Raw genomic sequence first — 25922 nt, 5'->3', positions numbered from 1 at the left:
GCCGGTGACCACGGCCCGTCGAACGCGGCTGCGGGAATGTGATCGAACGCTCCTCAACAGAACCCACCGGGATCGACATGCCATCCGACACACCTGCGATCGCGCTCAAGAAGCCCGGGTTGATCGCCGCGGCCCTCATGCTGGGCATCGCCGTCCCTGCGCAGGCCAACCAGTGGCTGGTCTACACCGGCGGCGAGCGGCCGAATCGTACGTTCACCGTGGTCGATGAGGACTACATCAGCCCCGAATTCAATAGCGACACCCGCTTCAAGGTGGAGGCCGCGACGGTCTACGAGGCGCCGTCGCAACCCGACTGGACGACCGCCAACTACCATGTCGATTGTCAGCGCAAGACGCTGCGTATCGATCTGGTGCAGATCAGCCCGCGGAACGGTGCCTTGCGTCGCGGGCCGGACGTCTCCGACCACCCGCCCGCCGATGTCACCGAGCAGCAGATCATGACCTTCGCCTGCGACAAGGGCCAGAAGAGTCAGGCGCGGCGCGCAGAGGAGCGCGAGGCCAACAACGATCCGCGCAACTTCATCTACATGGGGCCGATCAGCCTGCCCAAGGTGGTCGATGCGGCGTGGGAGAAGTTGTGGACCGACGGCAAGCGGCCTGCCTACAGCAGCGACGTGCCGATCGCCGAGCAGAATGACCGTGTCGAGCAGATCATGAAGGAGAAGGAGAAGCTGGTCGCACAGGCGGGCGGGATCGCCGCGCAGAGCCAGCGCGATGCCGATGCGCTGGCCGCGTTGCAGAAACGCCGCAAGGACCGGCTGAAGCGCGAGAAGGAGGTCGCGCCCGCGCTCGAAGACTGGATCGGGCGCACCGAAGCCGAACTGACCGACGCCTGGGGCCAGCCCGCGACCAGCAGCGACCGCGGGCCGGTCAGGACCCTCGTCTATCGCCGCACCCACAGCGAGTTCTATGACGCCCAGGTCGGCCAGGCCGGCAACGTCGCGCATTTCGAGAAGCGCGAGAATCAGTTCCACTGCGACCTGACACTGGCGTTCCGCAGCGGTGTGCTCGAGGACTACTTCACCGCCGGCGATCGCTGCCAGATTCTCTGGGGGCCGAAGTGACGGTCATCTGCCCGAGCGGCGTTGCATTGGGCGTTAGCTCCGGAACCTGCCTCGGCAACCGTCGACAGCAGGCGAGTCACCGTCCGGCATCAGCTTCGTTCTCGGCGGTTCTGGACCGATCGGGTTGTGCTTCGTCGGGCGCAAAAGGAATAGGCCGAACATGCTCGGTCTTCGGCTGCTCGGCCTGTTCTGGATTGCATGCAGTCCCCGGGCGTCGTGGTCTTTCCTGGGCGGCGACGGGCCACGACGACAGCGCGACTTGCGCGGCGGTAGCCCGGTGGCAAGGCGGCATCCGGGGCGAGTCGGTGGGGTCGCCCCGTTGCGCGCGCGTTGGAAACCGGACAATGGCGAAGTGCCGGCGCTGCATTGCGGCGCCGGCACTTCCTCAGGGGCCGCTGCCCGGCTACGGCGTCTCGAAGCCGTCGGCGAAGATGTGATCCGCAGCGGTGACGGTGAACGTCACCGGGATCGTGACCTGGCTCTTGAACGGCGTGTTGTTGCCGACGCAGATGTTCGCGCGATAGGTGCCTGTGGCGAGGCCACTGGCATCGAGCGTGACCCGTACCGTGTCCGATTCCAGCGCGCCGATCGAGCCGGCGGCGCGGTCCAGCGCCAGCCACGGCACCCCGGCAGCATCGACGCAGGGGCCGCCAGGCTTGGCGATCGACATGGCCCGTAGACCGCTGCTGCCATCACCGATGGTGCCGACGAGGGTGGCCGCGCCGGTCGTCGTGTCGAGCGTGAACATCTGTGCGCCAACCGGCGAATTCTGTACCCAGGTCGCGTAGTACAGGATTCCGGTGGAGTGATCGAAGTCCACCGACTGTACGTCCCAGTACCCGACGTTCAGGCCGGTGAGTCCGACCGGCCGCGCGCGCCCGGTCACCTTGTCGACCGCGACGAGGGTGTCCGTGCCCATGTCGATCCCGTACATCTGGCCGTCGTTGTCGATCGCGATATCGGCCAGCGCGATGCCGGACGCGCCGACGTCTTCGAGGCGGGCGATGCGTGTCACCCAGCCGGTGACGGGATTGATGCTGTACACGTCCGTGTGGAACGGCGGCCGCGAGTTGATATCCACCCAGTTGCTCGCTACTCCGAACAGCGTCGCCGTGCTTGGATCCCAGCGCATTCCACGCCAGCGGTCACCGTCCATGGCAACCGTGCCGAATCCGCTCAAGACCGTGCGGTTGCCGGTGCTGGTCGATGGATCGAACCATTCCAGGGCCCCCTGCCAGGTGGCGTCGAAAGTCCGGCCGTAGTTCGTGATGAGGTAGAAGCGGCTGAAATCGTTGTTGACGAAGCTGCCGGCGTGCACTGGCCAGATGTTCACGCTGCCGCCGGCGGTTCGACCGAGCGACAGCGGGGCGGCGGCATCGAGCGACACCGATCGCGAATTGTCCCTGCCTCCCCAGGCATGCGCGATCGCCGGAACGGCGGCCGAGCCGGTGGGAGATGCGAACGCTGCCTGTGCTTCGCCGGGACGATCGCCGGGGGCCTGGGCTGCGTCCCATTGCAGCGCTACGTTGCCCAGGTTGCCGAGCGTCAGTGTCGCCGTCGCCGTTCCGTCGACGGCCGTGCTGGCGTGCACCGCCGTCGGCTCCACGTCGATCTCCGGCTTCAGGACGGTGATGTGCACGCTGCCGCTTGCCAGTGCCGTAAAGGGCTGTGGTGACGGCTGCCAGCGAATCGCCTTGCCATTCGTCAGCGTGGCGCCCTGCGGGTAGAGGTAGCGCAGTCGATCGTATTCCAGTGCGAGGCCGGCACGGGCGCCGCTGCCGTTCCCGGCGTTGGGATCTGCGCTGGCCATCGACAGGTACTGGTACGTGATGGCGCTGGTGGCTTCGTCGATCAGCGCCTGGAAGGTGACGCCGGCACTACCGTTGCTGCCGACGATGCGCTTGCTGTGCCATTGGACGACGAAGCGGCGGTTCGGCGCCGTGCCGACGACGTCGGTATAGACCGTGCCGCCTTCATAGCCTTGCGCATAGTCCTCTGTCGGCCGCATGGCTACGGCGATCTCCATGTACCAGCTCCCGTTCGGGAACAGGTTGCACGTATCGTTTGCGGGAACCAGCGCGCCATCGTTGCTGATGCAAAGGACGTCGGTCGGGATGCCGTAGAAATTGAACGGGAACGGCATGCGCACGCTCTCGCTCGAGCCAGGGCGCGTCAGATGCAGGTCTCTCGCCGTCGGCGATACGGACAGGTCCAGTGCCGTGAACGGCGCGAGATCGTCATACGTGTACGTTGGGACGAGGACATTGTCCGACCCGCCTTGCACCGGCCCGGCGGAGGCACTCCACGACACCTGCAGGTCGCCGGACTCGCGCGGCGTGATCAGGCCGAAATCGGTGATGTCGTAGGACGCGCCCGACGCGATTCCATTGATCTGAATCAGCGAAGGACGGACGGCATTGGAATCGCCCGGCAGGGCGCTGCGTCGAACCGTCATCGGTCGCAGGAACTGCCCGGTGCCGTTGGTGAGCGTCGCGCAAAGGGCGATGTCCTGGCCGGCCGGCACCTCGATGGCCGAGGTGCCGCTCACGCAGGGGTTCTCGTTCGCGAGGGATGCCTTGACCGTCACCGAGGTTCCCGCCTCCGAGTAGGTCGAGAAGCCGGCCGTGACCGCGCAGTTCGCCGTCAACGGTGCGGTTGTATAGGTGCGGCCGGTCAACGTGCCGCCACAGCCGCTGACGACGGCGTTGTAGCCCGGATCGGGCGTGACCTCGAACGTCGCCGCTTCGCCATGGTTGCGCGTCTGCGACGCCGGGGAGATGCTGCCGTGGCCGCCGGTGGCGCTGGCGGTGACCGTGACGGTGGTGATTTGGAAGCGTGCCTCGACCGTGCAGTTCGCGGTGGCCGGCGAGGTCGTGAAGGTGGTGCCTGCGAGTGCGCCGCCGCAGGTGCCATCGATACTGGTGATCGCATGGCCCGGATCCGGAGTGACGGTGAATTGAACCGTCGTTCCTCCTGCCACGCTCTGTGCTATTCCGGGGCTGATGGAGCCGCCCGGCCCGGCACTGGGCGTGATCACGAAGCGTGTCGAGTCGGTAAAGCGTGCCTGCACGGTGCAGTCGGCCGTGATCGCGTTCGTGTTGAAGGTGGTTCCGTTCAGGTGACCGCCGCAACTGCCCTCGACCGCGAGGATCTGCTGCCCGGAATCGGGCGTGATCGTGAAGCTCGCGGTGGAACCGGTATCGATGTACTGCGGCGTGGCCGGCGAGATGGCGCCACCGGGTCCGGCGCCGGGCGTGACCCTCGCGATGAGCTGTCGCGTCGATTCGAGTACGGAGCCGCTGTAGCTCCCCGTGACGCCGCCTGCTCCTCCACTCATCCCGCCGGTGATGGAGAAGGCGCGCGCTCTCAGCCAGAACGTGCCAGCAGGAAGATTCAGATTGTCCAGTTCCCAGGCACCTTCGTTCCACTGCGCTCGGCCGAGCGGAGCCCAGTTCTGGCCGTTCGCCGAGGATTCGAATCTCACTTGGCTCAGCTCGGGTCCGCCGCCTCCACGTTGCCAGCGGACACTCTGGCGCGCGGCACCGAACGCGAATTGCTCGGTTGCGGGATCGGGAACCAGCAGTCGTGCCAGCAGGTGTCGCGGCACCTGATCGACCGCAGTGAACGCGCCGCTGATGATGATGCGCCCGTCGGCTTGAATCGCCAGGGACGTGACCTGTCCCGCGTCGATCCCGAGGCCGGCCGGATCGAAGCTGGCGTCGACAGTGCCATCGGCGTCGACGCGGCCGATGTGGCGGTGTCTTTGTCCGTTGATCGTCTCGAACCGGCCGGCAATCACGATCTTGCCATTCGGCTGGGCGAACACGTTGTAGATGGAGCCCACGTCACCCGAAGCGTCTTTGACGATCACGTCGAAGTCGGCATCGCGTGTGTCATCGGCATTCAAGCGAATGAGGCGTCGGTTCTGCGTAGTGTCGAACCCGGCAGCCAGCAGCTCGCCATTGGGCAGCGGATACAGGGTCGTTACCGCTTCGCTGAGCCCGGTGTTCGGCGTCAGGTCGGCGTCGAGCGAGCCGTCAGGATTCAGGCGTACCAATGTCGACCACGGATCGGGAAGCGGAAACTGCCCCGCGGCCAGGATCTTTCCGTCCGCACGCAACGCCAGCGCCTGCGGGCAGGTCTGTGGATCGATGAGGGAAAACGGACTGGTGAACGAAGGATCGATCGATCCGTCGGTGTTCAATCGCGCAATGCAATTGGCGATGGGCGCGCCTTGCCCGTCCGTGAAGTTCACACCGGTTATGAGCAACTTCCCGTCGGGCTGCAAGGCGAGGCCCCTGACGAGCCCGGAAACCTGCACCTGGGGAAAGGAGAAGCCGGCATCCAGCGAGCCGTCCGGGTTCAGGCGCGCAAGTCGTCGCACCGGCTGGTCGTTGAGGGTTACTGCGTTGCCGAGCAGAATCTTGCCGTCGGGTTGAAGGAGCATCCGCTCGATGCCGTAGTCGGCCCGCACCTTGATGAACGAGGCGTCTTCGGAGCCGTCTGCGTTGAGGCGGATGACTCGCGTGCCCTCGAGGTCGAAGATGCCTCCCAGGACGACTTTGCCGTCTGGCTGGAGAACCTGCGTGGCGACGCTCGCGTAGTTGACCCAGTTCATGTCGCTCGGCGGCACGAACGACGGATCGAGTATGCCCTGCGCCTGCAGCGGCGCCGCACCGGCACAGAGCGTGATTGCGATCGGCAGCAGGCGCGCGAGGGCGAGCCCTCGCCGGGGAGCGGGCGGGGTCGCCGGGCCGGGGCCGCTGCGGCCCGCTGAGCGATGACAGGCAGTTTCCTGCGGCAAACGTTTCACGGTGCAACTCTCCCCTCGATTCGAATGGATTCTCTCGGTCTTGTGCGGTGCCGGCCGGTCGCCGAGAGCAGGGTGCGGCAATGGGCGAGCGCTTGAGGGCCACCCCATGGCTTTTCGCTCCCGGTTGACGGGGCGCCCGCTCGGTGCGCTGGTCTCTCACCGCCCGCCGAACCGTAACGCGCGCCCATCGCCAAGCCCGTCGCCACACCGTCGCCGGCGCGTCGCAGAACGATCGTGCCTGCGAAGAATGTCGCGTCGCAACATCGAAAGAAATGCTAGACGTATGACGATTACGCAATCGATCGGGCATTCATGCTGCGATGCAGCGGGCGCGGCTGCGCGTGGGGCAGGGGGGCCGCCGTTGGCAGGCGATGCCGCGGCCGGGGCAGGGGTGGCCTCGGGTTGTGAATCGTTACGGTACCGGTGGCTGTGTCAGTTGGGCCGGCAAGGTCCGTTCTCCCGCCGTCGCGCCGGCTCGGTTCAGCGCCTCGCGCCAGGCGTCGGCCTGGCCGGCGGCATGGAAGATGGCGACCTGCAGTGCCGCGCTGTCGAAATCCCGCTCGGCCCAGGGCGTGATCCGGCCGGCCGTGGCACGCGCGTCGTCGGCGCGGCCGCGCGTGAGCAGCCAGCGCGCGTACGCATCCGCGGCGAGCACCGTCATCGCCGGCACGTCGCGCGTCTCGGCTGCCTTCATGGCCTCGCGGAAGCTGGCTTCCGCCTCGTCGAGGCGTTGCAGGTGGCTCTCACGCTCGGCGCGGGCGAGGAGCAGCGGTATCGGTATCGTCTCTCCCGCAGTCCCCGGCTGCCGTCCGGCGCCGGCGTCGTCGGGCGCCTGGCCGAGCGAGAGCGACGCACGCTGACGCAGCAGGATGGTGAGCAGGTCTTCGTCGTCGCTCATCTTCTCGGGCGGCAGGATCTTCCAGGCCTCGTCGATCGCGGCGATGGTCCGTCGCGCATCGCCGTGCGCCCAGGCCAGTTCCGCCCGTGCCTCGTGGAAGGCCACGGCGTAGGGCGACGCGCGCTCCGTGGGATGCGCGGCCTCGACGCGGTCCAGCAGGGCTTCCGCCTCGCGATGCCTGCCGGTCCGTACCAGAATGCGTGCGCGCAGCCCCGCTGCCGAGTACAGCGCGCCCGCGTCGTCGCCTCGCTCATGCAGCGCCCACAGCGCTTCACCGGCGTCCAGTGCTTCGGGCCAGCGCAGGAGTTCGCTGAGAGCGATGCACAGCAGGCTCAGGTCGCGCCGCGTGCCATCGACTGAGCCGAATGACTGATGCGTGGCACGCGCCGATTGCAGATAGGTCACCGCTTGCGCAGGGCGCCCACGGTAGAGTTCGATCGTGCCGAAATGGTTGTCGAGGTTGGCGCGGCCGAGCCGGTCTCCGGCGGCATCGAGCAGCGGGCCGGCGGCACTGAGATCCCGCACGGCCTCCTCGGGACGGCCGAGGCAGGCGCGCACCGAGCCGCGGACCGAAAGCACACTGCCGTAGCGACTGCCACGGCGATCTTCCAGCGCGAGCAGCGCCGCGTCGAAACGCCGTTCGGCCGCGGCGCAGTCGTTGCGGTTCAGTTCGAGGTAGCCGAGCGCGGTCAATGCGTCCGCGCGGGTTTCGGGAACGGCGCTCGCAGCCGGATCGTCGAGCAGCGCAAGCAGGGTCGCTTCCGCCTCGGCGCGCCGTCCGGCGCGTTGGTCGATCTGCGCCGCGAGCACACGCAGGCGGGGATCGCTGCGCTGCTCTTCCGGCGCGCCGGCGAGAATGGTGCGCGCTGCGTCGAGCTGATTGGCCAGCAGTGCTGCGCGCGCGCGCTGTATCAGCCGATCCAGGCCGTCGCGCTCGTGTTCGTCGCGCGGGGCCACTTCGCCGAGCGCGGCGAGCAGCAGGTCCGTCGCGTCACGTGCCGCCTCGATGGCATCCGCTCGCTCAGCCTGCGCCGTGTTGCGCTGGCCGCCGGCGGATACTGCTTGCAGGCTGAGCGTCCATCCGCCGGCCGATTTGACCGCGGTGCCCTGCACCAGGGTGGCGGCGCCGAGCGTATCGCGCAGCATCGCGAGGCCCTCGGGCGTATCCGGATCACCCGTCGCGTGAACGGCCGAGACGATGCTGTCGCTCGGCGGCACCGGCATGCCGATACTGCGCAGTCGCTGCGCGATCAGATCCATCGCGCCGAGCCGGATCCAGGCGGCATCGCTCGGCCCGGTCACCTTCAGCGGCAGCACGACGACCGCGCGTGCCATGCCGGGGCCGGCCGAGGTCTGCGCGGGCGCGGCCTGCTTCGTGCGGAGCGCGCCGTAGAAGGCCGCCGCGGCCAGAAGCAGCAGGCCGCCGAGGATGGCGAGCGCGCGAAGGCGTGCATGCGCACGGATCGACCTCACCGGCATGTCGCTGGCCGCCTGCGCGGTTACGGCTGGCGACGGCGCAGCGGCCTCGGCTACGCCAGGCGCATCCGGGTGATGTGATGGCGGTGGTGCGGAAACGTCGCGCGTGCCCTCCACCGGCGGCGGTGGACCGTCCGGCGACTCGGCGATCTCCACCGGCATGACCCACCGGTAGCCGCCACCGGGCACGGTGCGGATCGTCTGCTGGCTTTTCGCATCGTCGCCCACGGCTTGCCGCGCGCGCTGAATGAGCTGGCGGACCTGTTGATCGGCGACGTCGACCCTGCCCCAGACCGCTGACACGAGTTCGTCCCGGCCGACCACGCGCTGCCGTTGGTTCAGCAGGTAGACGAGGCAGTCGAAGACCAGCGGCGAGGCGGGATGGAGCGATCCTTCCATCCACAACTCCCGCGTGGCCGGATTCAGGCGGAATCGACCGAACCGGTACTCGAAGGTGGGCGCGGCAGTGCTGGGCGTGACGGGCATTGCGATGAAGGCGCTCACAGGCGACAAGCACTGGAGGCCGGATTGTAGGTCAAGGCGGCCGGCGCGCGTCGAGGCGCCCGTGCTCCCGGCGGTGAGGCCTTCCTCGAGCTTGCTGCCCCGTAGCCGGCCTCGGCGGACGCGCCGCTTGCTGGTGTGGGGTCAGGAAAGGGCTATTGGACACCCATATCCTGGTCTGTTCATCGATCGTGTTCCTCAGCAATACTTCTCACCAGTTGCGGTGTACTACTGAGGCTGAATGAAGACGTTGGTGCTGGGGGGCTACGGCAACTTCGGCGCGCGCATCTGCCGTTCCCTGGCAGCTGATCCGCATGTCGAGCTGCTGATAGCAGGGCGAGACATCGTGCAGGCGCAGCGACTCGCCGACGCTCTGGACGGGCCGGCCGCCGCTGTGGCGGTCGATTGCAGCGCTCCGGATCTGGGCCAGACGCTGCGCGCCTTGGGCGTCGGCTTGGTGATTCACGCAGCCGGTCCTTTTCAGAGGCAGTCGTACGGCGTGGCGGTCGCGGCGGCACGGGCCGGCGTGCACTATGTCGACCTGGCCGATGGTCGCCGCTTCGTCTGTGACTTTCCACGGGCACTGCACGAGGCGTTCCAACAGGCCGGGCGAGTAGGCATCAGTGGCGCGAGCACGGTACCGGCGCTGTCCTCGGCGGTCGTTGATCGCCTCTGTGCAGGCTGGCAGGCCGTGGATGCCGTGGACCTCTGCATCGCGCCCGCTCAGACGGCGCCGCGGGGCCGGGCCACGATGGAAGGCGTGCTGAGCTACTGCGGCGAGCGGATCGACGTCTGGTGTGGCGGGCGGTGGGTGCAGGCAATCGGCTGGGCTGCACCCGAGCGGGTCGAGTTCAAGCGGCTGCGGCCTCGCATTGGCGCGCTGTGCGACATCCCGGACCTGGAACTGTTTCCCGCACGCTACGATGTGCGCGATCGTGTGATGTTCCGCGCCGCGCTCGAGGTGGCTGCGACGCAGCGCGCCTTGGCGGCCATGGCGGCACTGCGCGGCAGAGGACTGCTGAAGCGCCCGGCGCGTTGGGCTGGTGTTCTGAACCGGGCTGCCGGTGTGTTCGACCGGTTGGGTACGTCGCTGGGCGGCATGGTAGTCCGCGTCGAAGGGCTCGATGCCGCCGGGCAGCCGGTGCGGCGTTCCTGGCACGTCGCGGCGGACCACGACCACGGCCCTGAGATTCCGTGCATGGCCGCGATCGTCTTGGCGCGAAGGCTGGCAGCCGGTGAGGCGATGCTGTCCGGCGCGTTCACGGCGGCAGGTCGGGTGTCGTTGGGCGAGTTCGAGCCGGAGTTTGCGAGGTGGGATATGGCCACCGATGTGGTCGAAGAATCGCTCCCGTTGGCGCAGACTTGATCGTTACGTCACTTGCCTGCAATACCGCGATGAATGCCGGGAACGCCACTGTTCTGCGTATCAGTCTGGTCATCGTCTGGCTGGCAAAGGCGGCAGTCAGCCTGTGGGAGATCAACGGCCAGAGTACCGACCTTTTGGTGGGGGCCGGCATCGGTGACCGCCACGTCCGCATCGTACTGATCGCAGCGGGTGCGGGCACCGATCTGCTGATCGGCCTCGCAATGGCGCTGTGGCCATCGCGACGCATCTACCTGCTGGCGTTGGCGCTGATGCTGTGCATGACGGTGATCGCCACCGTGCTCGATCCCTCGTTGTGGCTGCATCCGTTGGGACCATTGACGAAGAACGTCCCGATTGCTGCGATCCTGTGGTTCCTGATCCGGGCAGGGAAATGACGGCCTATCTGCTGCTGAAGTGGATACATGTGCTGTCCAGCGTCGTGCTGGTGGGCACCGGCTTCGGCACGGCGTTCTATCTGTTCTTCGCCAACCGCAGCGGAAAGCTGGAGGCGCAGGCGGTCGTGTCGCGGCTGGTGGTCCGCGCGGACTGGTGGTTCACCACGCCAGCAGTCGTGATCCAGCCCGCCAGCGGCCTGCTCATGGCGCACCTGGCGGGCTGGCCGCTCACGACACCGTGGCTGGCGCTGTCGATCGGGCTGTTCCTGGTGACAGGCATGCTGTGGTTGCCCGTGGTATGGCTGCAGATGCGCATGGCCGCGATGGCGTCCGCGGCAGCCGAGGGCTCCGGCGTGCTTCCGGACGCGTACTGGCGCTACGCCCGCTGGTGGGAAACGCTGGGTTGCCCCGCCTTCATCGCGATGCTGGCGGTGTTCTACCTGATGGTGGCCAAGCCGGGATCCTGGGCGGAAATGCTGCCGTTCTGAGTCCATGCGCGGCACATGCACGACGGGCGGGTTTTCACCCTCGGGGAACCCGTCCGGCCCCGGCGCGTGCGCTGCGTGGGCGATGGCCGCCTTCCGATCGGCCACGCAGGGCGAGAAGCCTTTCGCCGGCCCGTGCGGTCAATCTGCGGGTGCGCGCAAGCCGCGTCGAGCGCTCGCACGGCACACGGTCGATCAGTCGCGTTGTGTTGCGCGCAGCGCATGGGCCATCGCGCTCAGCCGTACGGGCGGATGGCGCAGTGCCGCGATCGCATCGAGTGCCTGTGCGGTCAAGCCGGGTGCCGCTTCGTGCTCGCCACCCAGCTGCGCGGCGCGCGCGCGAAGCAACTGGATCTCGATGTCGAGTTCGACGTCCTTGTCGGCCGATGCGCGGAGTGTGGCGGCGGCGTGCTCGAGCAGTCCGAACGCTGCCGGACTCTTGCCCTGCAGGATCAGGGCATGGGCGCGCAAGGCGGCTGTGCGTCCGTCCCAGTAGGGCTTCGGCTTCGCCATGCCGGCGAGCAGGCGGTCGATTTCCGCGATGGCGGGCAATGCCGTCGCCGGCTCGCCGCGGTCGAGCCTGAGCCGTGCCAGGCATTCCCAGATCAGGGCCTGCTCGTGTGGGTCCGGCTTCGGGCCCGCTTCGAGGGTAGCCAGCGCGCGATGCATCTCGGACTCGGCGGATTCGGCGTCGCCGACGCCGGCGAGGGCTTCGCCGTAGGTGCCCCGCGCGATCCCGACCTGGATGTGATTGGGATCCTTCGCGGCTTCGAGCACGTCGAGCGATTCGCGCAGCGGCGCCATCGCACCCTGGAAGTCGCCGAGGCGCAGGCGCAGCGTGCCGATATTGAGGAGATCGTTGGCGACGTAGGGGTGTTCATCGCCCAGGGCCAGCCGATTGATGCGCAGGCCCTCGGCGAGGGCATCCAGCGCGAGCGCGAACTCGCGCTGCTGGCGCAGGATCATGACCTTGGCATTCAAATGAAGCGCCCTGCGCCAGTCGTCCGGTGGCAGCACGGCGTCGTCGATGTCGAGCGCGGCCTGGATGTGCCGCTCGGCGGCAGGAAGGTTGCCCGCACGCCGGTATATCCGCGACAGATTGACGTGTGCGGTGGACACGCTGACGTGGCGCGTGCCGACGCGCGCCTGCGTCAACGCCAGCGATTCCTCGCTCGCCGTCGCCGCAGCCTGGGCGTCGCCGTCCAGGAACAGTGCCTGGCCGTAGGCGTTCAAGGCGTTCGAAAGCAGCTGGGAATCACCCAGGCTGCGGGCGAGTGCCACGGCCTCCTGGCCCTCACGGGCCGCGCGCTCGAACTGGCGCTCACGCGCCGCGATCGCCGATGACATGACCAGCGTCTCGCTGCGGAGACCGGTCTCGCCCGGCGGAAGCCGCGCCAGCAGATCATCGGCGAAACCGCGCACGCGGTCGTCGTAGTCGTTGGTCAGCGCCAGCGCGCGCAACAGTTCGAGGCCTGCAGCCAGCGTCAAACGATCGTTGGCGCCCAGGTCGCGCTGGCTCTGTTCGTAGTTCCACTGCAGGATGTCCCGTGCGGCGTCGAGACGGCCTTGGGCGCGCAGCACGGCACCGAGCTCGCCGAGCAGTTCGGTGCGTACCCCGGGATGCATCGTCGTCTCGGCGCGCGCGCGGGCGGCGGCGGCCTCGACCACTTCGGTAATGCGCGGCGGACCTGCGCGCGGGGAGCCCGGTTCCGCCTCACGGAAGGACGACACCATGAAGTCGCGCATCGCACCGGCCCGCCTCGCCTCGGCTCTGGCCACATGCGCCTGCCAGACGGCGACGCCGAGCGCCGCGAGAATCGCCGCCACGAACGCCGCGGTGGTGAGCACGCCGCCCTGATGGCGCGCGACGAACTTGCGCGCGCGGTACCAGCGCGAAGGCGGGTGGGCCGCGACCGGCGCGTGGGCCAGGTGGCGCTCGATGTCGTCGGCAAGCGCGCCCGCGCTCGCGTATCGCCGCTCCGGTTCCTCGGCCGTGGCCTGCAGCACGATGTTGTCGAGATCGCCGCGCAGCAGCCGGCGCATCCTGGCGGGCGGCGCCGGCAGCAGGCCCGGCGCGGTGGTGTCGCCGATCTGTGACGACGGCGTGTGCGTATCGCCCACCGACCGGCGTTGGCCGGTGACCAGTTCGCAGAGCAGGATGCCAAGGGCGTACACGTCGGTGGCGGTCGTGATCTGGCCACCCCGGAGCTGCTCGGGAGCGGCGTAGGCCGGCGTCATCGCACGCTGGTGCGTGTGCGTCGCCTCGTCGCCGTTCTCGCGGTGGAGCAGCTTGGCGATGCCGAAGTCGAGCAGCTTGACCTCGCCGTCGGCACCGACGAGCACGTTCGATGGCTTGAGGTCGCGATGCACGATCAGGGCACGGTGCGCCGCTTCGACCGCCCGGCACACGTCGACGAAGAGGCGCAGGCGCCCGCCGATGTCGAGGCAGTGCCGGTGCGCATGAGCCATCAGGGTCTCGCCCTGGACCAGCTCCAGCGCGATGTACGGCGTTCCAGCGTCGGTGATGCCGCCCTCGATCAGGCGTGCGATGCCGGCATGACGCAGCTGGCCGAGCGCACGGCGTTCGTCGCGGAAGCGGCGTCGCTCGTCGTGCGTGTACAGGTGGTGGCGCAGCACCTTGAGCGCGACCTGCTGGACGACGTCGTCCTGGGTGCGTTGCGCACGAAACACGATCGAGGAGCCGCCCTCGCCGAGTCTTTCCAGCAGCACGAACGGACCGATCCGCGTGCCGATCGGCGGATCGTCCCCGCTGTCGTCGCCGATGCGGTCGAGCAGTATCTCGAATGACCGGTCGATCGTCTGCCCGGCATGGCGCGCGTCGGCCTCGAGCATGCGCTCGATCGTGCGACGTCGGCCGGCATTCGTGCAGTGGGCGTCGAGCCAGGCCGCGCGCGCATCGGGATCGCAACGCAGGACGGCCTCGAAACACTCCCGGAGGTCCGACGGACTCCCCATTTCGGGGCCGGCGGCGGAGGCGTTTCCGCCCGCCGGTGCCGGCGGCACGTTCACTGGATCGCCGCCAGCAGGAAGGCGCGTGCATAACGCCAGTCACGATCGATGGTTCGTCGCGTGACGCCCACCAGTTCGGCGATCTCGTCGGCACCGAGGCCAGCGAAGTAGCGCAGTTCGAATACGCGGGCCGCGCGCGGCTCCGACGCTTCCATCTGTGCCAGCGCCTCTTCGATCGCGAATGCCTTGTCGGCGCCTTCCACCGCGAGGGCGGCTTCGGCGGCATCGCCGAGCGTGACGCGCACCCAGTCGCCGCCGGCCTTCAGGCGTTTGCGATCGCGCGCCCGGTTGATCAGCAGGTGACGCATGGCGCGCGCCGCGTAGAAATAGAACTGCGCGGAACGCTCGAAGCGCCTGTCCGCGTCGCCCATGCGCAGGTAGAGCTCGTGGACGAGCGCCGTCGTGTCGAGCGTCCCGCGTGCGCCGCGCCCGAGCTGGCGGTGCGCCAGCTTCTTGAGCCGGTCGTAGACGGCCTCGAATGACAGCGGCGGTGCGTCGTCGGATGTCGGATCGGACATGGCTCCCTCGCGGCCCCGCCAGTGTAGCGGGATCGCGAGGGCGTGCCAGTTCGCCGGTGTACCTGACGCGGGGGGCGGTACGAAAGGCCGGGGGACGGCGCTCATTTCAGAGCGCTTCGAAACCATTCTTGAAGATCGTGTCGGTGCCGTCGTCGAGGTCGAGCGTTATGCCGTCGAACCAGCCGGTAGGCGGCGTTTGATTACCGGCCGTGTCGAGCTTGATCGTCAGCGAGGTGTTGCGTGCCCATACCGCTTCGGGCACCTCGATGACCGCGCCATTGGCCGGGCGGCTCCAGGTGTTCGAGCCGGCGAGAATGTGCGTGCCGGTGGCGTCGTAGGGGCCGTTCTCGCAGCTGGCCGGGCCGCCGTTGTGGCGCAGCTCCCAGCGCAGCATCACGCTGTTGATCTCGAACATGGTGCCGCTGACCTTGCCCCAGCCGTTGAGGCGATAGCGTCCCGGGCCGGGCAGATGCACGCATTGCGAGCGGCCGATGACGCTCGGTGATCCGGCGTTCTCGGGATCTCCGACCGGGGGAATGCGAACCGAGCCGGAGCCGGTCGATCCCGAGGCGTTCGTCGTGCCGTCCCAGAACGACTCGGACAGTCCGGTCCAGAAACCGAGGTCCGTATTGAAGTCGCTGTTGAGCACCAACGGTTGCAGGGCGGGGCGCTCGTAGGCGCCGGCGTCCGCGGTGCGGCCCGTGATTCCGCCAATGGGCATGTCGGTCGTGTGCGGCCGGCCCTCCAGGTCGCTGCCGCCCTCCAGCGGCGCGAAGTCCACGGCGGTCGACCCTGCGCGCAGGTGGTAGTCGCCGGTGGTGGGGTCGACGAAACGCGGGTCGGCCAGGAAGAACGCGCCCGCCATGTTGCTCGGATCGTTGGTCAGCACGTACTGGATGTCGCGCTCTCCGGAGCTGGCGGGCAGCGTCACCTTGCCCGGTTGCGCGACGAGGCTGCGATCGAAGGAGAAGCCATGGTCGACGAAAAGGACGTGCGGCGCGCCGATGGCATTGCCGGTGATCGTGACGTGGCTCAACGTGAGTGAGATTCCGTCCTCGTCGGCGGATCGGATCAGTTCCTGCGCAACGTTGTTGCCGGCGATCAGGCTGTTTCTGATCCAGGAGTACGGCCTATCGGTGGCGTAGAGCAGGCGTCCGCCTTCGTTGCCGCGTATTTCCACGCGATCCAGTTCTACATGGCCATTGGCGGTGCGCAGGACCGCGCCGGTGGAGTTGCCGGTGAAGTTGCCGATGATCTGGTTCTGCGGGGTGCCGAGCGGGGCGGAGGGGGCGCCGGAGAACGTCGTGACGATGACCGAACCGGTCCCTTCGGCATGGATCGCCGCGCCATCGGGTGCCGTGTTGTCGTTGACGGCTGTGCGCCAGAGGCGGGCGATGGGGCTGTTGAACCCGACGTCTATTTCCCGCACGTACACGCCGCCGCCGGCGACGCTGGCCCGATTGGCGTGGATGCGCACGGGCTGCTGCGGATCGGTGCTATGGATTCGGGCCTCCGCGTCGCTGTCGGAACCGCCACCGACCAGCACCGCGATGCCGCCGCCGTACTTCGCTTCGTTCGCGTAGAGCACGCCGAGACCGCCGACACCGTTCGAGGTCACATAGGCGTAGGACGGCAGCTGGTCGCTGACGACGACGAGGCCGCCGCCGTAGCCGCCGCCGTCCTGGCCGAGCGCCTCGTTGAAGATCAGTGTCGTGCCGGGGCCGACGATGCTGGTCTCCAGGCTGCGGGAGACCATGCCGCCGCCGCTGTTGCGCGCGATATTGCTGCTGATCGTGACGTTGGCGCCCAGGACCACTTCGGCGGTGGTGGTGGTGCCGGTTGCATGGATGCCGCCCCCGTCATTCGCCGTATTGGCGGTGACCAGCGTCTCCGCGATGTCGAGAATGCCGCCGCCCTCGTAGAAGATCCCGCCGCCGTTGTCGTCGCCGGCCTGGTCGCCGTCGCGGATCGTCAGGTTGCGCAGGTAGACGAAGCCGTTGCCGCGGACCGTCAGCACGGGTCGTGCGTCGCCGCCGGCACCGCTGAGCACGGTCTTGGTGCCGTCCGGCGTGGCCGACGTGCAGGTGGCGTAGCCGCCGGTGAGGTGGAGCTCCTGGTCCGTGTTGATCGTGATCTGCTGGGCCGTCCAGGTGGCGCTGCGGGCAATGCGGACCTCGTCGGCCCCCGGGGAGCCGTTGGCGGCATTGACCGCCGCTTGTACGAGGGTGTGGTTGCAGCCGCTGCCGGGTGCGCCAACGGTCAGGATGGCGGCATCGGCGCGCTGGGAGAAGCCCGTCAGCGTCGTGACCGCGAGGGACAGGTGGACGGCAACGCGCGCCATCCGCCGTGGCGCGCGGGCGAGGCAGTGCCCATGAGGTGAAGGAGCTCGCATGCGGGTTCTCCGATCGACGGCCATGCGCCGCCCGACCGAGATGAACACCGTTGCGAGGACGATGTGGACATGGGCTTCGGTGCATCCACGTCGATCGCGTCCCGGATGCCTGCCGGGGCTCGGCGAACCGGCCCCTGCCGGCGCACCTCCCGAGCGGATCGAGGTGCGCATGGGACCGCGTTGAAGGGAGCGCCGGTGCGGCGCGTCCGGGCTTCGGTCCAGGAAAAGCGATCGACGGAGTGGCCGTCCCGCGGGATGAACGGGAACGGCCACCACCCTGGTCGTCGTTCAAGCGCTGGTAATAAAAGGAATCGTTTCGGGAGTCCCGGAGCGGGCGATCACGCTGAGCGATACCGGGGCGTGCGCCTGGCCGTTCCCGCCATTCCGACTACTTCTTCAGTTCGACCACGGGCTCGAAGCCGCCGAAGATCATGCGCTTGCCGTCGAACGGCATCGGGTCGTTGCCGGGATTGGCCGGGTCCATGCGCGGATCTTCCATCATCTTCTTCATGCCCGCATCGCGGGTGGCCTTGTCGGGCCATTCCACCCACGAGAACGCCACCGTCTCCTCGGCGGTCGCCTTCACCGCCTTGCGGAAATCGGTCACCTTGCCGTCGGGGACATCGTCGCCCCAGCCCTCGATGACACGGGTGGCGCCGTACTCCAGGAACACGGTATCGAACGTGCGGGCGTGGGCGATGAACTTCTGCTTGTTGGCGGTCGGAACCGCGATCACGAAGCCGTCGATGTAGGACATGCGAATCTCCTTGATGGGATGGGGAGAAGGCCGGCTCCGTCCAAGCGCCGATGGGCCGGGGTGAAGGCGGCCTTCATCCAGGCGACGATCCTGCGGGGCGGAAATCGACAAGCGCGCAGCGGATCGGTTCAGCGGCCTGCCAGGTGGCCGCCGGCCCGAATGGGCAGATCCGGCCCTGCCTGCTGCTCGAGTGCACGCAGCGGAGCTCCTGACGAGGTTCCTAGGGTGATCGGCGATCCGATCTGCAAGAGCGACGAGCGGCCAGGTCCGGAATCGGCATCGTCCATGGAACCCGGGCCGTAGCCCGGCTGGCGCGAGGCGGCTGGCAACGGCAAAGCCCGTCGATGCGGGGACAGCTGCCTATCGCCGCAGGCACCGCTGATAACGCTCGTTCACGCGTGTGGCGAACCAGGCGGTGGTCAGTTCGCGGGTGATCTTGGGGCTTTCCAGCTTGATGCCCGGAATCATCGCGCGAGGCAGCGGCTTGCGTTCGCGGGCTTCGGCCAGGGCGAAGACCTTCGCGTAGAGAGCGGTGTCGTCGAAGTCCAGCCGGTCGCCGCGTTCCAGCGCCTTGCGGATCGCCCGTTCGTCCAGGCCGAGGGGACCGCTCAGTGTGCGCACCGCCAGCTCGGTCTTGCCCGGGTTGTCCAGCCGTGCTCCGGGCTGCAGCAGGTCGCCGTCGAGCGCAAGCGCAATGCCCGAGGCCAGGCTGACCGCGTTCTGGAACGCCGCATTGCGGCTCGCGTACCAGCCCGCGTTGTAGTCGGCGAAACGATGCAGCTTGCGCGTGTAGGGCGTCTGGTACCCCAGCAGATGGGCGATGCCGAAGTACAGGCCGCCGCGCCGGCTGAAGGCTTCATCGCGGATCGAGCCGTCGATGGGGTAGGGATAGCCGCTGGCATGGGATTCGGCGAAGGCAATGCTCACTTGCATCGGCCCGGCTGTCTGCACCGGATTCATGCCGGCAAACAGGCGCTTGCCCAGCGGCACGCGGCCGATCATGTCCTCGTAGATGTCGCTCAACTGGCGTTCGGTGCGGGCGCCTTGCAGGCGCTGCGCATAGGACCTGCCGTCCGACGACTTGATGGCCAGTGCAGCGTCGACGAGCAGCTTCGGGATGTGCTTGGATGCCGCGCGGCGATCGATTTCCGCGCGCGCGATCCTCGACAGGCCCGCCACGGCCGGGTCGGCCTGATAGCCCGATTCCTGTTCGACCACCGCCAGCACCGCGCAGATGTTCTCGCTGTTGGATTCGATGCGCTGTGCGAAGAGCGCGGTCTGGATATCCGCCGCCCAGCCGGTGCGGTCGATGTTCGCCGGTATCCTTCGCGCAATCTCGGCGCGTACGTCGGCGGGATTTCGCTCGGGCAACGGCGGCCCTTGGGTGGCACAGGCGGTGAGCAGCAGAGGCAGCAGCACGCGTACGCAGCCTGGTGCAAGCGACCACCTCGCGTACCGAGGAAGGGCATCCGCAGGCGCGGCGGGTGGGCGGTGTCGCGTCGTCAGGCGGTGCTCGTTCATGCGGCCAGCATACGGGCGGCATCGCATCGGCTCCAGTCGCCGTCCGATCGTGCGTGCGGCCTCAGTCCAACCCGGAATCCCGGTTTGCACCCGTCTGCGGCGGCGCCCGTGATTCCGTCGGCCCCCAATGGCAGCGTTGCGCCCTTCCGCGGACTGTTTCCACGGGCGGGTCGGCGTTGGGTGGAGACTCCGCCGTCCAGGGAACGACGCTGGCGGGGGGCGGGACCAACGCTCGATAGCAGGTGAAGCCACAGCGATGTCGTCGCCGCGGTTCCGGCCGAGTGCCTGCGTCCTGGGGCGTGCGTGGGAGCGCCGACCTCCATTTACTCATCGACGGCCGGAAAGCCGGCCCTGGCCCAATCCCGGGTGCGATCGGCGCGGCAGGTCGCGCAGTGCGGTCGGATCGGTGAAGAACGCGAAGGGGGCGGAGTATCTCCGACCCCATCCTGACCCTTCTTCCCGCCCGTTGGAGAGAAGAAGGGGTGGGTCATCGACGGTCCGCGGTCAGCGCTGCGGCACGTCGAACCCGTCGGTGAACAGGGCGTCGGGCCGTGACAGGACCGTGATGGTCGCCGTGCTGGCGTTGTTGCCGGGCACCGGGTCGGTCAGGGCCGAGCTCGACGGCAGCGACACGCTCGCGGTGTTGTCGAACGGCGTGAAGTCGTTCGCCGGATCGGTCGCCGGAATCACCACGCCGAACAGCTCGAACTGCAGGCTGGCGTCTCGCGGCAGTGTCGGAATCACCACATCGAGATTGCCGGTACCCGAGCCGGGCGGGGGGCAACTGGTTCCGACGGCTTCCATGCACTGCCACACCACGGTGGCCGGATCCAGGCGGGTCGGGACCAGGTCGACTACGCGCACGTTGGCGGCATGGGCCGGCCCCAGATTGCCGAGGTTGATCGAGTAGCCCACCGTGTCGCCGATGACTGCCGTGGCCTTCCATGCGGATGTCTCGATCCACAGATCAGCCTCGGTCGGCGTCACCAGCGTGACCTGCACCGTCACCTGGGCGGCGGCGCTGTAGTTGCCGTTGCCGGCCTGGTCGGCGGCGATCGTGCAGGTGCCTTCGGCCACCATCGTCACGTTCGTGCCGCTCACGGTGCAGACGCCTGCGCTGAGCGAGGAGTAGACGATCGATGCGCCCGAATGGGGTTCGGCGCTGCTGGCCAGGGGCGCGATCGCGAAAGTGCTGCCCGCCTTGAACCAACGCGTCGTGACGGCCTGCGCGGGGAAGGTCAGCGTCTGGCCGGCCGGGGCGATGACCAGGGATTGCGTCACTTGCTGCGCCGGATTCCAGGCAGTGTCGCCGGCCTGGTCGGCGGTGAGCGTACAGGTACCGGCAGACACGATCGAAACGGTGGTTCCGTTGACCGTGCAGATACCGGCGGTCGTCGACCCATAGGTCACCGCCAAGCCCGAACTGGCGACCGCCAGCGGATCGATCGGGAACGTCCCGTCCAGGCCGTAGGTCTGTCCCGACTGCGCGCCGAACGTGATGGTCTGCTCGCCCATCGGGATGACGCTGGTGCTGGCGGCGGAAGCGGCGCCGGTGCCGGCGACGTTGGTCGCCGCCACCGAGCAGGTGTAGGCCGTGCCGTTGGCGAGGCCGGTCACGATGGCGGGCGGCGCGTTCACCGTCTCGCTGTGGTTGCTCGTGCCGTCGGTGCAGGTTGCGGTGTAGTTCTCGATGACGGCGCCGCCATCGGTCGCGGGCGGCGCCCAGCTCACGCTGGCCTGCGCATCGCCCGCGGTGGCACTGACGTCCATGGGGGCGCCGGGGAAGGCGGGGACGATCGTGATCGCGAAGCTCCGCGAACCGCTGCAACCGCTCGCGTCGTTCGCCGTCACGGTGAAATCGAACGTCCCGGTGAGGGTGGGCGTGCCGGAGAGGATGCCGCCAGCCGACAGTGTCAGGCCTTGCGGCAGGTTGCCGGCAGTCACCGCATAGCTGGGGGCACCCAGCGCGCCGGTCTGCGACAGCGTGGCGCTGTAGGCCTGGCCCCAGGTGCCGTTGCCCGGCGTGCCCGACACGGTGACCGCCGGACAGACATAGGGCGTATACACCGCGTTGTCGATACCGATGTAGTCGGAGCTGCTACCGGTCGGCCCGCCGTTGGTCACGAAGTAGCGGAACGCGAGGCGGCCCGATGTCGGCGCGGGAAGCCCGGATATCGTGATGGTGTACTGCGTCCAGTTGAACGGGTAGCCGCCGGCCACCAGGGAGGGATTGATCGATAGCAGCAGGGCCGTGAAATCGCCCATGCCCGCGCCGCCGGTGCCCACGTTCGTGCTTGCGCCGTTCGTGCTCAGGCGCACCTCGAGGCGGTCGGGATAGTCGATACCACCCGCCGGCGTCACCGGCTTGCGGGTGTAGAACGTGAAGACGTCGCCGTTGCGGAGCGTCCGGTTCGGCGTTACCAGCCAGTTGCTGATCGTGCCGGTTCCGCCGGTCGTGTTGTTGAAGTTGGCGCCGATGTAGGCATTGGCCGCGCCGTTGTAGGCATCGAACGGGCCGCCATTCGCGACGTTGTTCCCTTGGAACCAGCTGGTCGCGCCCAGTGGGGTGCTGTTGTTCTGAAGGAACCAGCCGTTGCCCGCGAGCAAGCCGATGTCGTCGAAGTTTTCCGTGAATGCTTGCGCACCGGCCGAGCCGGACAGTGACGCAAGCAGAATCGTCGCCGCGAGGCGAATCCGTGTCTTGTTCATTCCTTGCCTCTTGATTGTCAGCAGTCGTGACGCGGCGCGGGTCTACCCAGCGCGCGAGCGCGGCACGGCCGTTCCCCCTGTGGTCGCGGCCGCGTCAGTATGCGTCAATCGCCCGGTGCGATGAAATAACTTTTGATGCAAAGTGCACTTGTGTGCATGACGGCGGCGAGTCACGCGTTTGGATAGCGGGGCAGGGATATCGGAGGAAGAATCGTCTTTCCCTTGCACTGTGATCGCTCATGCCCCCCTCTGCTTAGGCGCCTGCCACGGGCGCGCCGAGCTGGCGCACGCGCGTCTGCCACTGCAGGACGCGAGGATGATCGGGGCCCAGTGCTGCCTGCATCCGCGCCACGGCGCGGTCGAGGTTGGCGCGTGCCAGCGGGCGGTCCTTGCCACCCTGCCAGTCGATGAAGGCAGCGACGGCGTCGCAGACACCCAGTTGCCAGCTCTCGGGATCGACGGAGCTCCCGAAGATCTCCCGCGCCTCTGCGACTTTCTTTCCGGCCAGGTCGGCTTGGCCGAGATCCAGTGCGGTCTCCGCGGTACCCAGCATGATCCGGGCCAATGCCAGCTTCGATCCGCTGCCCATGGCGAGCAGTTCCTCCTCCGCGTGTTCGAATCGAGAGAAGGCCTCCTGTGGACTGGCCGCTTTGGCGATGGTTGCGCCGGCTATTTCCGCTTCCCGTAGCGCGACCCGCAGCCGCGATCCCGGCGGCACCTTGAGGTCGTCGAGCGCCGTGTGCATCTCGGTGATCTTCGCTGCCCGCAAGGGCTCGTCGCCGGAAAGCGCCGCGATACGGGCACCGAGAGCGGCCCATTGGATGCGGAAGCGCGACATCTGATCGGGTGCGAAGTCGCGGACCATGGCCTGCGACCGCTCCAGCACGGCCGCCGCTTCTTGAGGGCGCGCCAGGTCCACCGCGATCTGCGCCTGGCCATACAACATCATGGCGATATCACCGGTGGGGCCGGTGGCCTTCAGGTTGAGCTCGATGCTGCGCTGCATTTCGCCCAGCGCCTGGACCACCAAGCCGACGCGGGCGGTGAGGTACGCCATCTGGCCGAGCGTGGCCAGTGCATCGGCACTGTTCTCGCGTCCGAGGCGGGTATACATGTCGATCGCCTTGCGGAACTGGGCGCGCGCTTCAACCAGGTCGTCGTCCATGCTGAGCTTCACCGCGTAGGTGCCGAGGAACAGCGCATTCTTGCGCGTGTCGGGCGGTGGGCTTCCCAATGCAACCACCGCCTCGCGATAGAACTTCAACGTCTGGTCGAGCTTGCCCGACAACAACTCGGACTCGGCCAGTATGCGCCGGCAGCTTGCCTGGATATCGCGAGCCTGCTCCGGCGCAAGGGCGGCGGCCTGTCGCAGGCCCGTCTCCGCCCAATGGCGTGCTTCGTCCCACTTGTGAATGCTCCATTGCAGATCGGCAAGTGTGCAGGAAAGCTCGGCGGTGACGGAAAGCGGCAGGTTCTTCTTCGGATCGGTCAGCAGCGACAGCAGGAGCGGTTCGAGCGCGCGCCCGCCGCCGCGTTGCCCGTAGGCTTGCATGAGCGTGTCGAAAAGCTGGGGATAGAGTTCGGGGCGGTTCTCTGCAGCCTGTGTGACACGCTGCGCCGCCAGCGCCAGCAGGTCGTCGATCTTGACCGCCGCGTTGTCGGGTGCGGCCGATCCGAGCACCGAGAGCAGGAAGTCGACGGTCAGGTCCGAACGCACGGCTTGTGCCTGCGCATTGGCCCGCTCGGTTTCCGCGCTCGCGCGTGCCGCTTGCGCGGCGTCGCGCTGTTCGGAAGCCAGGTGCGCCTGCCAAAGAGCCAGCACCATTCCCACCGCCAGGCTCAGCCCGATGGCCGCGGAGACGGCGAGGGCCACTCCGTTACGGCGGACGAAGCGCCGGGCGCGATACAGGCGGCCGTCGAGCTTGCGCGCTTCGATGGGGAGGTGGGCGAAAGCGTTGCCGAGATCCTGCAGAAAGCCGTCGACATTGGCGTACCGGTCCTCCGGTGACTTCGCCAGTGCTTTCAGCGCGATCGCATCGAGATCGTCGGCCAACTCGCGCGGCAGGCCCGGGACCGCGTCCGCCGCGCTCGGTCGTGACGGCGTTTCTTCACCGATCCGCTTCAGGCACGCGGCGATCGACAGGTTGTGGAAGTCGAATGGGGGTTTCCTCGCGATGAGGAAGTAGAGCAACGCGCCGAGACCGTAGATGTCCGTGCGCACGCCGGCCTTGCCGCTGCGGACCTGCTCGGGAGCGGCGTACTCGAGCGTCAACGGCAGCAAGGTGTCGGCCCTGCGTTCCTCGTCGAGCAATCGCGCGACGCCGAAATCGAGCAGGTAGGCGTGGCCGTCGCGGTCGACCAGGACGTTGTTCGGCTTGATGTCGCGATGCACGACCGAGTTGTCGTGCGCATGCGCCACGGCGGCGGCGATCTGGCGAAAGATTCGGATACGCGTGTCGAAGTCCGCCGCCGGATGAATGAGGCACCATTTGTCCAGCGGCATGCCCTCGACGAAGTCCGTGACGAGATACGGCTGCCCGCCCGTCGTCACGCCGCCGTCGATGAGCCGAGGAATATTGGGGTGTTGCAACTGTGCGAGCAGATGACGCTCCATCTCCAGCCGCACGCGCAATTGCGGCGTGTCGCCGTACAGGAACTTGATCGCGACGCGCTTTTCATAGGTGCCGTCGTTGCGCTCGGCCATCCAGACGTCGCCCATGCCGCCGCGACCCAGCCGGTGCAGGGCCCGCCAGGGGCCGACGCGCTCGCCATCGTGGGTCTGCGCCAGCGGATCCCGCTCCGCCTGCTCGATATCCGCCAGCCATTGGCGCAGCGCGTGGGCATGGGCGGGATTGTGCCGGTCGAGTTCGCCCAGGCGTACCACGCGCTGGCCCGGCGGCAGATCCAGGAGCACATCGAGTTGCTTTTCAATCGATTGCCAGTCGGCGGTTGAATTGGGGGTCGACATGATCGGAACCGGCGGCCTGTTCGGGACGGATGAAGGAGAATCGGAATTCGATGCGAAAGACGGGCATCGGCCATCGGTGAAAAGATGGCCGGTCCGCGGGCCTGCTCGTCCGTGACGGCGCTTGTCCTTCCCGGTTCCGGCCGGGATGCCTTGCGTAACAATGCTCTGGTGCTTCCGCCACGCGTGCGTGGCGTGGCCCGTTCCGCCGATGCGGTCGGTGGCCTCCAAGGCCCCGGCGCATGCCGCACTGCGTTCCGGCACGCCGATCCGACGGCTCGTGCAAGCCGACTTTTCCTGCTCCTCGACGAGGCCTTGGTGCCGGTCTCACGATCGGCAGATCCCCCTGGACTTGCCGCTCGCACCCGATGCCGGCATTCATGACACCCGGTACGGCGATCTGGCGTCAGTCGGCTTCCCGCAAGCGGCCGATCATCCAGCCCCTGGCCTTGATCCAGTCCCGGCGCACGGTCCGTTCGTCGATACCCAGGGCGGCGCCGATTTCCGCATCGCCCAGTCCCACGTAGAACCTCAACGAGACGATCTGGGCCATGCGCGGAAAGATCTGTCCGAGCTGATCGATGACTTCGTTGATTTCAAGCACCTGCTCGGCGTGGCGCCCATCGGTGTCCAGGCCGGCATGCTCGTCCAGGGTTTCCGTGGGTACGGCATTGCCACGCTTCCGCGCCAGCTTCCTGCGCGCATGATCGGTCAGCACGAAGCGCATCGCGCGCGTAGCCAGATAGTAGAAGTGGTTGATATCCGAGACCGCCAGGTCCGGTGATTCCTGCAACTTGAGGTAGACCTCGTGCACCAGCGCCGTCGTCGATAGCGTCGGGCTCGCGCCGAAGGTATTGCGCTGCACATGCGCCACGCGCAACAGATTCCGATATGCCTCCGTCATCATCGACGCCAAAGTGTGAGTTGGATCACACATTGCACTGCCCAATGTTTCCTGTAACCGATCGATGACGACGTCATCGGCTGAATTAGCGGCTCGGGGCATGCAGC

General features: G+C 67.8%; 14 protein-coding genes. 4 read left to right on the top strand and 10 right to left on the bottom strand.

The genetic code is table 11. The features are described 5' to 3' along the window. Positions 1 to 38: 38 nt before the first annotated feature. Positions 39 to 1085, top strand: a complete 1047-nt coding sequence (locus I596_RS10245) for a hypothetical protein (RefSeq protein ID WP_150132102.1) — start codon at positions 39 to 41, stop codon at positions 1083 to 1085. Positions 1086 to 1488: 403 nt separating this feature from the next. Here I596_RS10245 and I596_RS10240 read toward each other — a convergent pair whose 3' ends face one another. Both I596_RS10240 and I596_RS10235 read right to left on the bottom strand, forming a co-directional pair. Further along, on the bottom strand, positions 1489 to 5898 hold the full coding sequence (locus I596_RS10240; RefSeq protein WP_190278892.1) for an InlB B-repeat-containing protein: 4410 nt from the start codon (positions 5896 to 5898) through the stop codon (positions 1489 to 1491). Between the two features lie 412 nt (positions 5899 to 6310). Next, positions 6311 to 8776: a winged helix-turn-helix domain-containing protein gene (locus tag I596_RS10235; RefSeq protein WP_067647318.1), complete on the bottom strand. Its 2466-nt coding sequence runs from the start codon at positions 8774 to 8776 to the stop codon at positions 6311 to 6313. Between the two features lie 238 nt (positions 8777 to 9014). Between I596_RS10235 and I596_RS10230 the strand changes: the two genes are divergently transcribed. The 3 genes from I596_RS10230 to I596_RS10220 are packed head-to-tail and all read left to right on the top strand — an operon-like array spanning position 9015 to position 11022. Further along, the gene (locus I596_RS10230) at positions 9015 to 10139 is read left to right on the top strand and encodes a saccharopine dehydrogenase family protein (protein ID WP_067647315.1); all 1125 of its coding nucleotides are present in this window, start codon (positions 9015 to 9017) and stop codon (positions 10137 to 10139) included. A gap of 29 nt (positions 10140 to 10168) precedes the next feature. Further along, positions 10169 to 10534: a DoxX-like family protein gene (locus I596_RS10225; RefSeq protein WP_067647312.1), complete on the top strand. Its 366-nt coding sequence runs from the start codon at positions 10169 to 10171 to the stop codon at positions 10532 to 10534. Beyond that, a complete protein-coding gene (locus I596_RS10220) occupies positions 10531 to 11022 on the top strand; it encodes a DUF2269 family protein (protein WP_067647309.1) in 492 nt (163 codons plus the stop codon). Before I596_RS10225 ends, I596_RS10220 begins: the two co-directional genes overlap by 4 nt. Before the next feature lie 192 nt (positions 11023 to 11214). Here the strand turns inward: I596_RS10220 and I596_RS10215 are convergent, their stop codons facing one another. The 8 genes from I596_RS10215 to I596_RS10180 all read right to left on the bottom strand — a co-directional run bounded on the left by I596_RS10215 (position 11215) and on the right by I596_RS10180 (position 25917). Then, a complete protein-coding gene (locus tag I596_RS10215; RefSeq protein ID WP_223303810.1) occupies positions 11215 to 13872 on the bottom strand; it encodes a serine/threonine-protein kinase in 2658 nt (885 codons plus the stop codon). Between the two features lie 173 nt (positions 13873 to 14045). Beyond that, entirely contained in the window at positions 14046 to 14672 is a 627-nt protein-coding gene (locus tag I596_RS10210) for an ECF-type sigma factor (RefSeq protein ID WP_190278891.1), read from the bottom strand. Between the two features lies 1 nt (position 14673). After that, the gene (locus tag I596_RS10205) at positions 14674 to 17235 is read right to left on the bottom strand and encodes an autotransporter outer membrane beta-barrel domain-containing protein (protein ID WP_223303809.1); all 2562 of its coding nucleotides are present in this window, start codon (positions 17233 to 17235) and stop codon (positions 14674 to 14676) included. A 112-nt stretch (positions 17236 to 17347) separates the two neighbouring features. Continuing rightward, positions 17348 to 17716, bottom strand: coding sequence for a DUF1428 domain-containing protein (locus I596_RS10200; protein ID WP_067647297.1), 369 nt, complete (start codon positions 17714 to 17716; stop codon positions 17348 to 17350). A gap of 360 nt (positions 17717 to 18076) precedes the next feature. After that, a complete protein-coding gene (locus tag I596_RS10195; protein ID WP_067647294.1) occupies positions 18077 to 19135 on the bottom strand; it encodes a DUF1615 domain-containing protein in 1059 nt (352 codons plus the stop codon). A 606-nt stretch (positions 19136 to 19741) separates the two neighbouring features. Further along, positions 19742 to 21946 (bottom strand): choice-of-anchor J domain-containing protein, encoded by a 2205-nt coding sequence (locus I596_RS10190; RefSeq protein ID WP_067647292.1) that lies wholly within the window; start codon positions 21944 to 21946, stop codon positions 19742 to 19744. Between the two features lie 253 nt (positions 21947 to 22199). Next, positions 22200 to 24914 (bottom strand): serine/threonine protein kinase, encoded by a 2715-nt coding sequence (locus I596_RS10185; RefSeq protein WP_083965497.1) that lies wholly within the window; start codon positions 24912 to 24914, stop codon positions 22200 to 22202. 403 nt (positions 24915 to 25317) lie between these two features. Beyond that, positions 25318 to 25917: an ECF-type sigma factor gene (locus I596_RS10180; RefSeq protein WP_190278890.1), complete on the bottom strand. Its 600-nt coding sequence runs from the start codon at positions 25915 to 25917 to the stop codon at positions 25318 to 25320. Positions 25918 to 25922 lie beyond the last annotated feature (5 nt).

Origin of the sequence: Dokdonella koreensis DS-123, from assembly GCF_001632775.1 — a bacterium.
In the GTDB taxonomy this organism is placed as follows: domain Bacteria; phylum Pseudomonadota; class Gammaproteobacteria; order Xanthomonadales; family Rhodanobacteraceae; genus Dokdonella; species Dokdonella koreensis.
The sequence above is the reverse complement of the archived record's forward strand: the minus strand, read 5'-3'. Positions and strand labels throughout refer to the sequence as shown.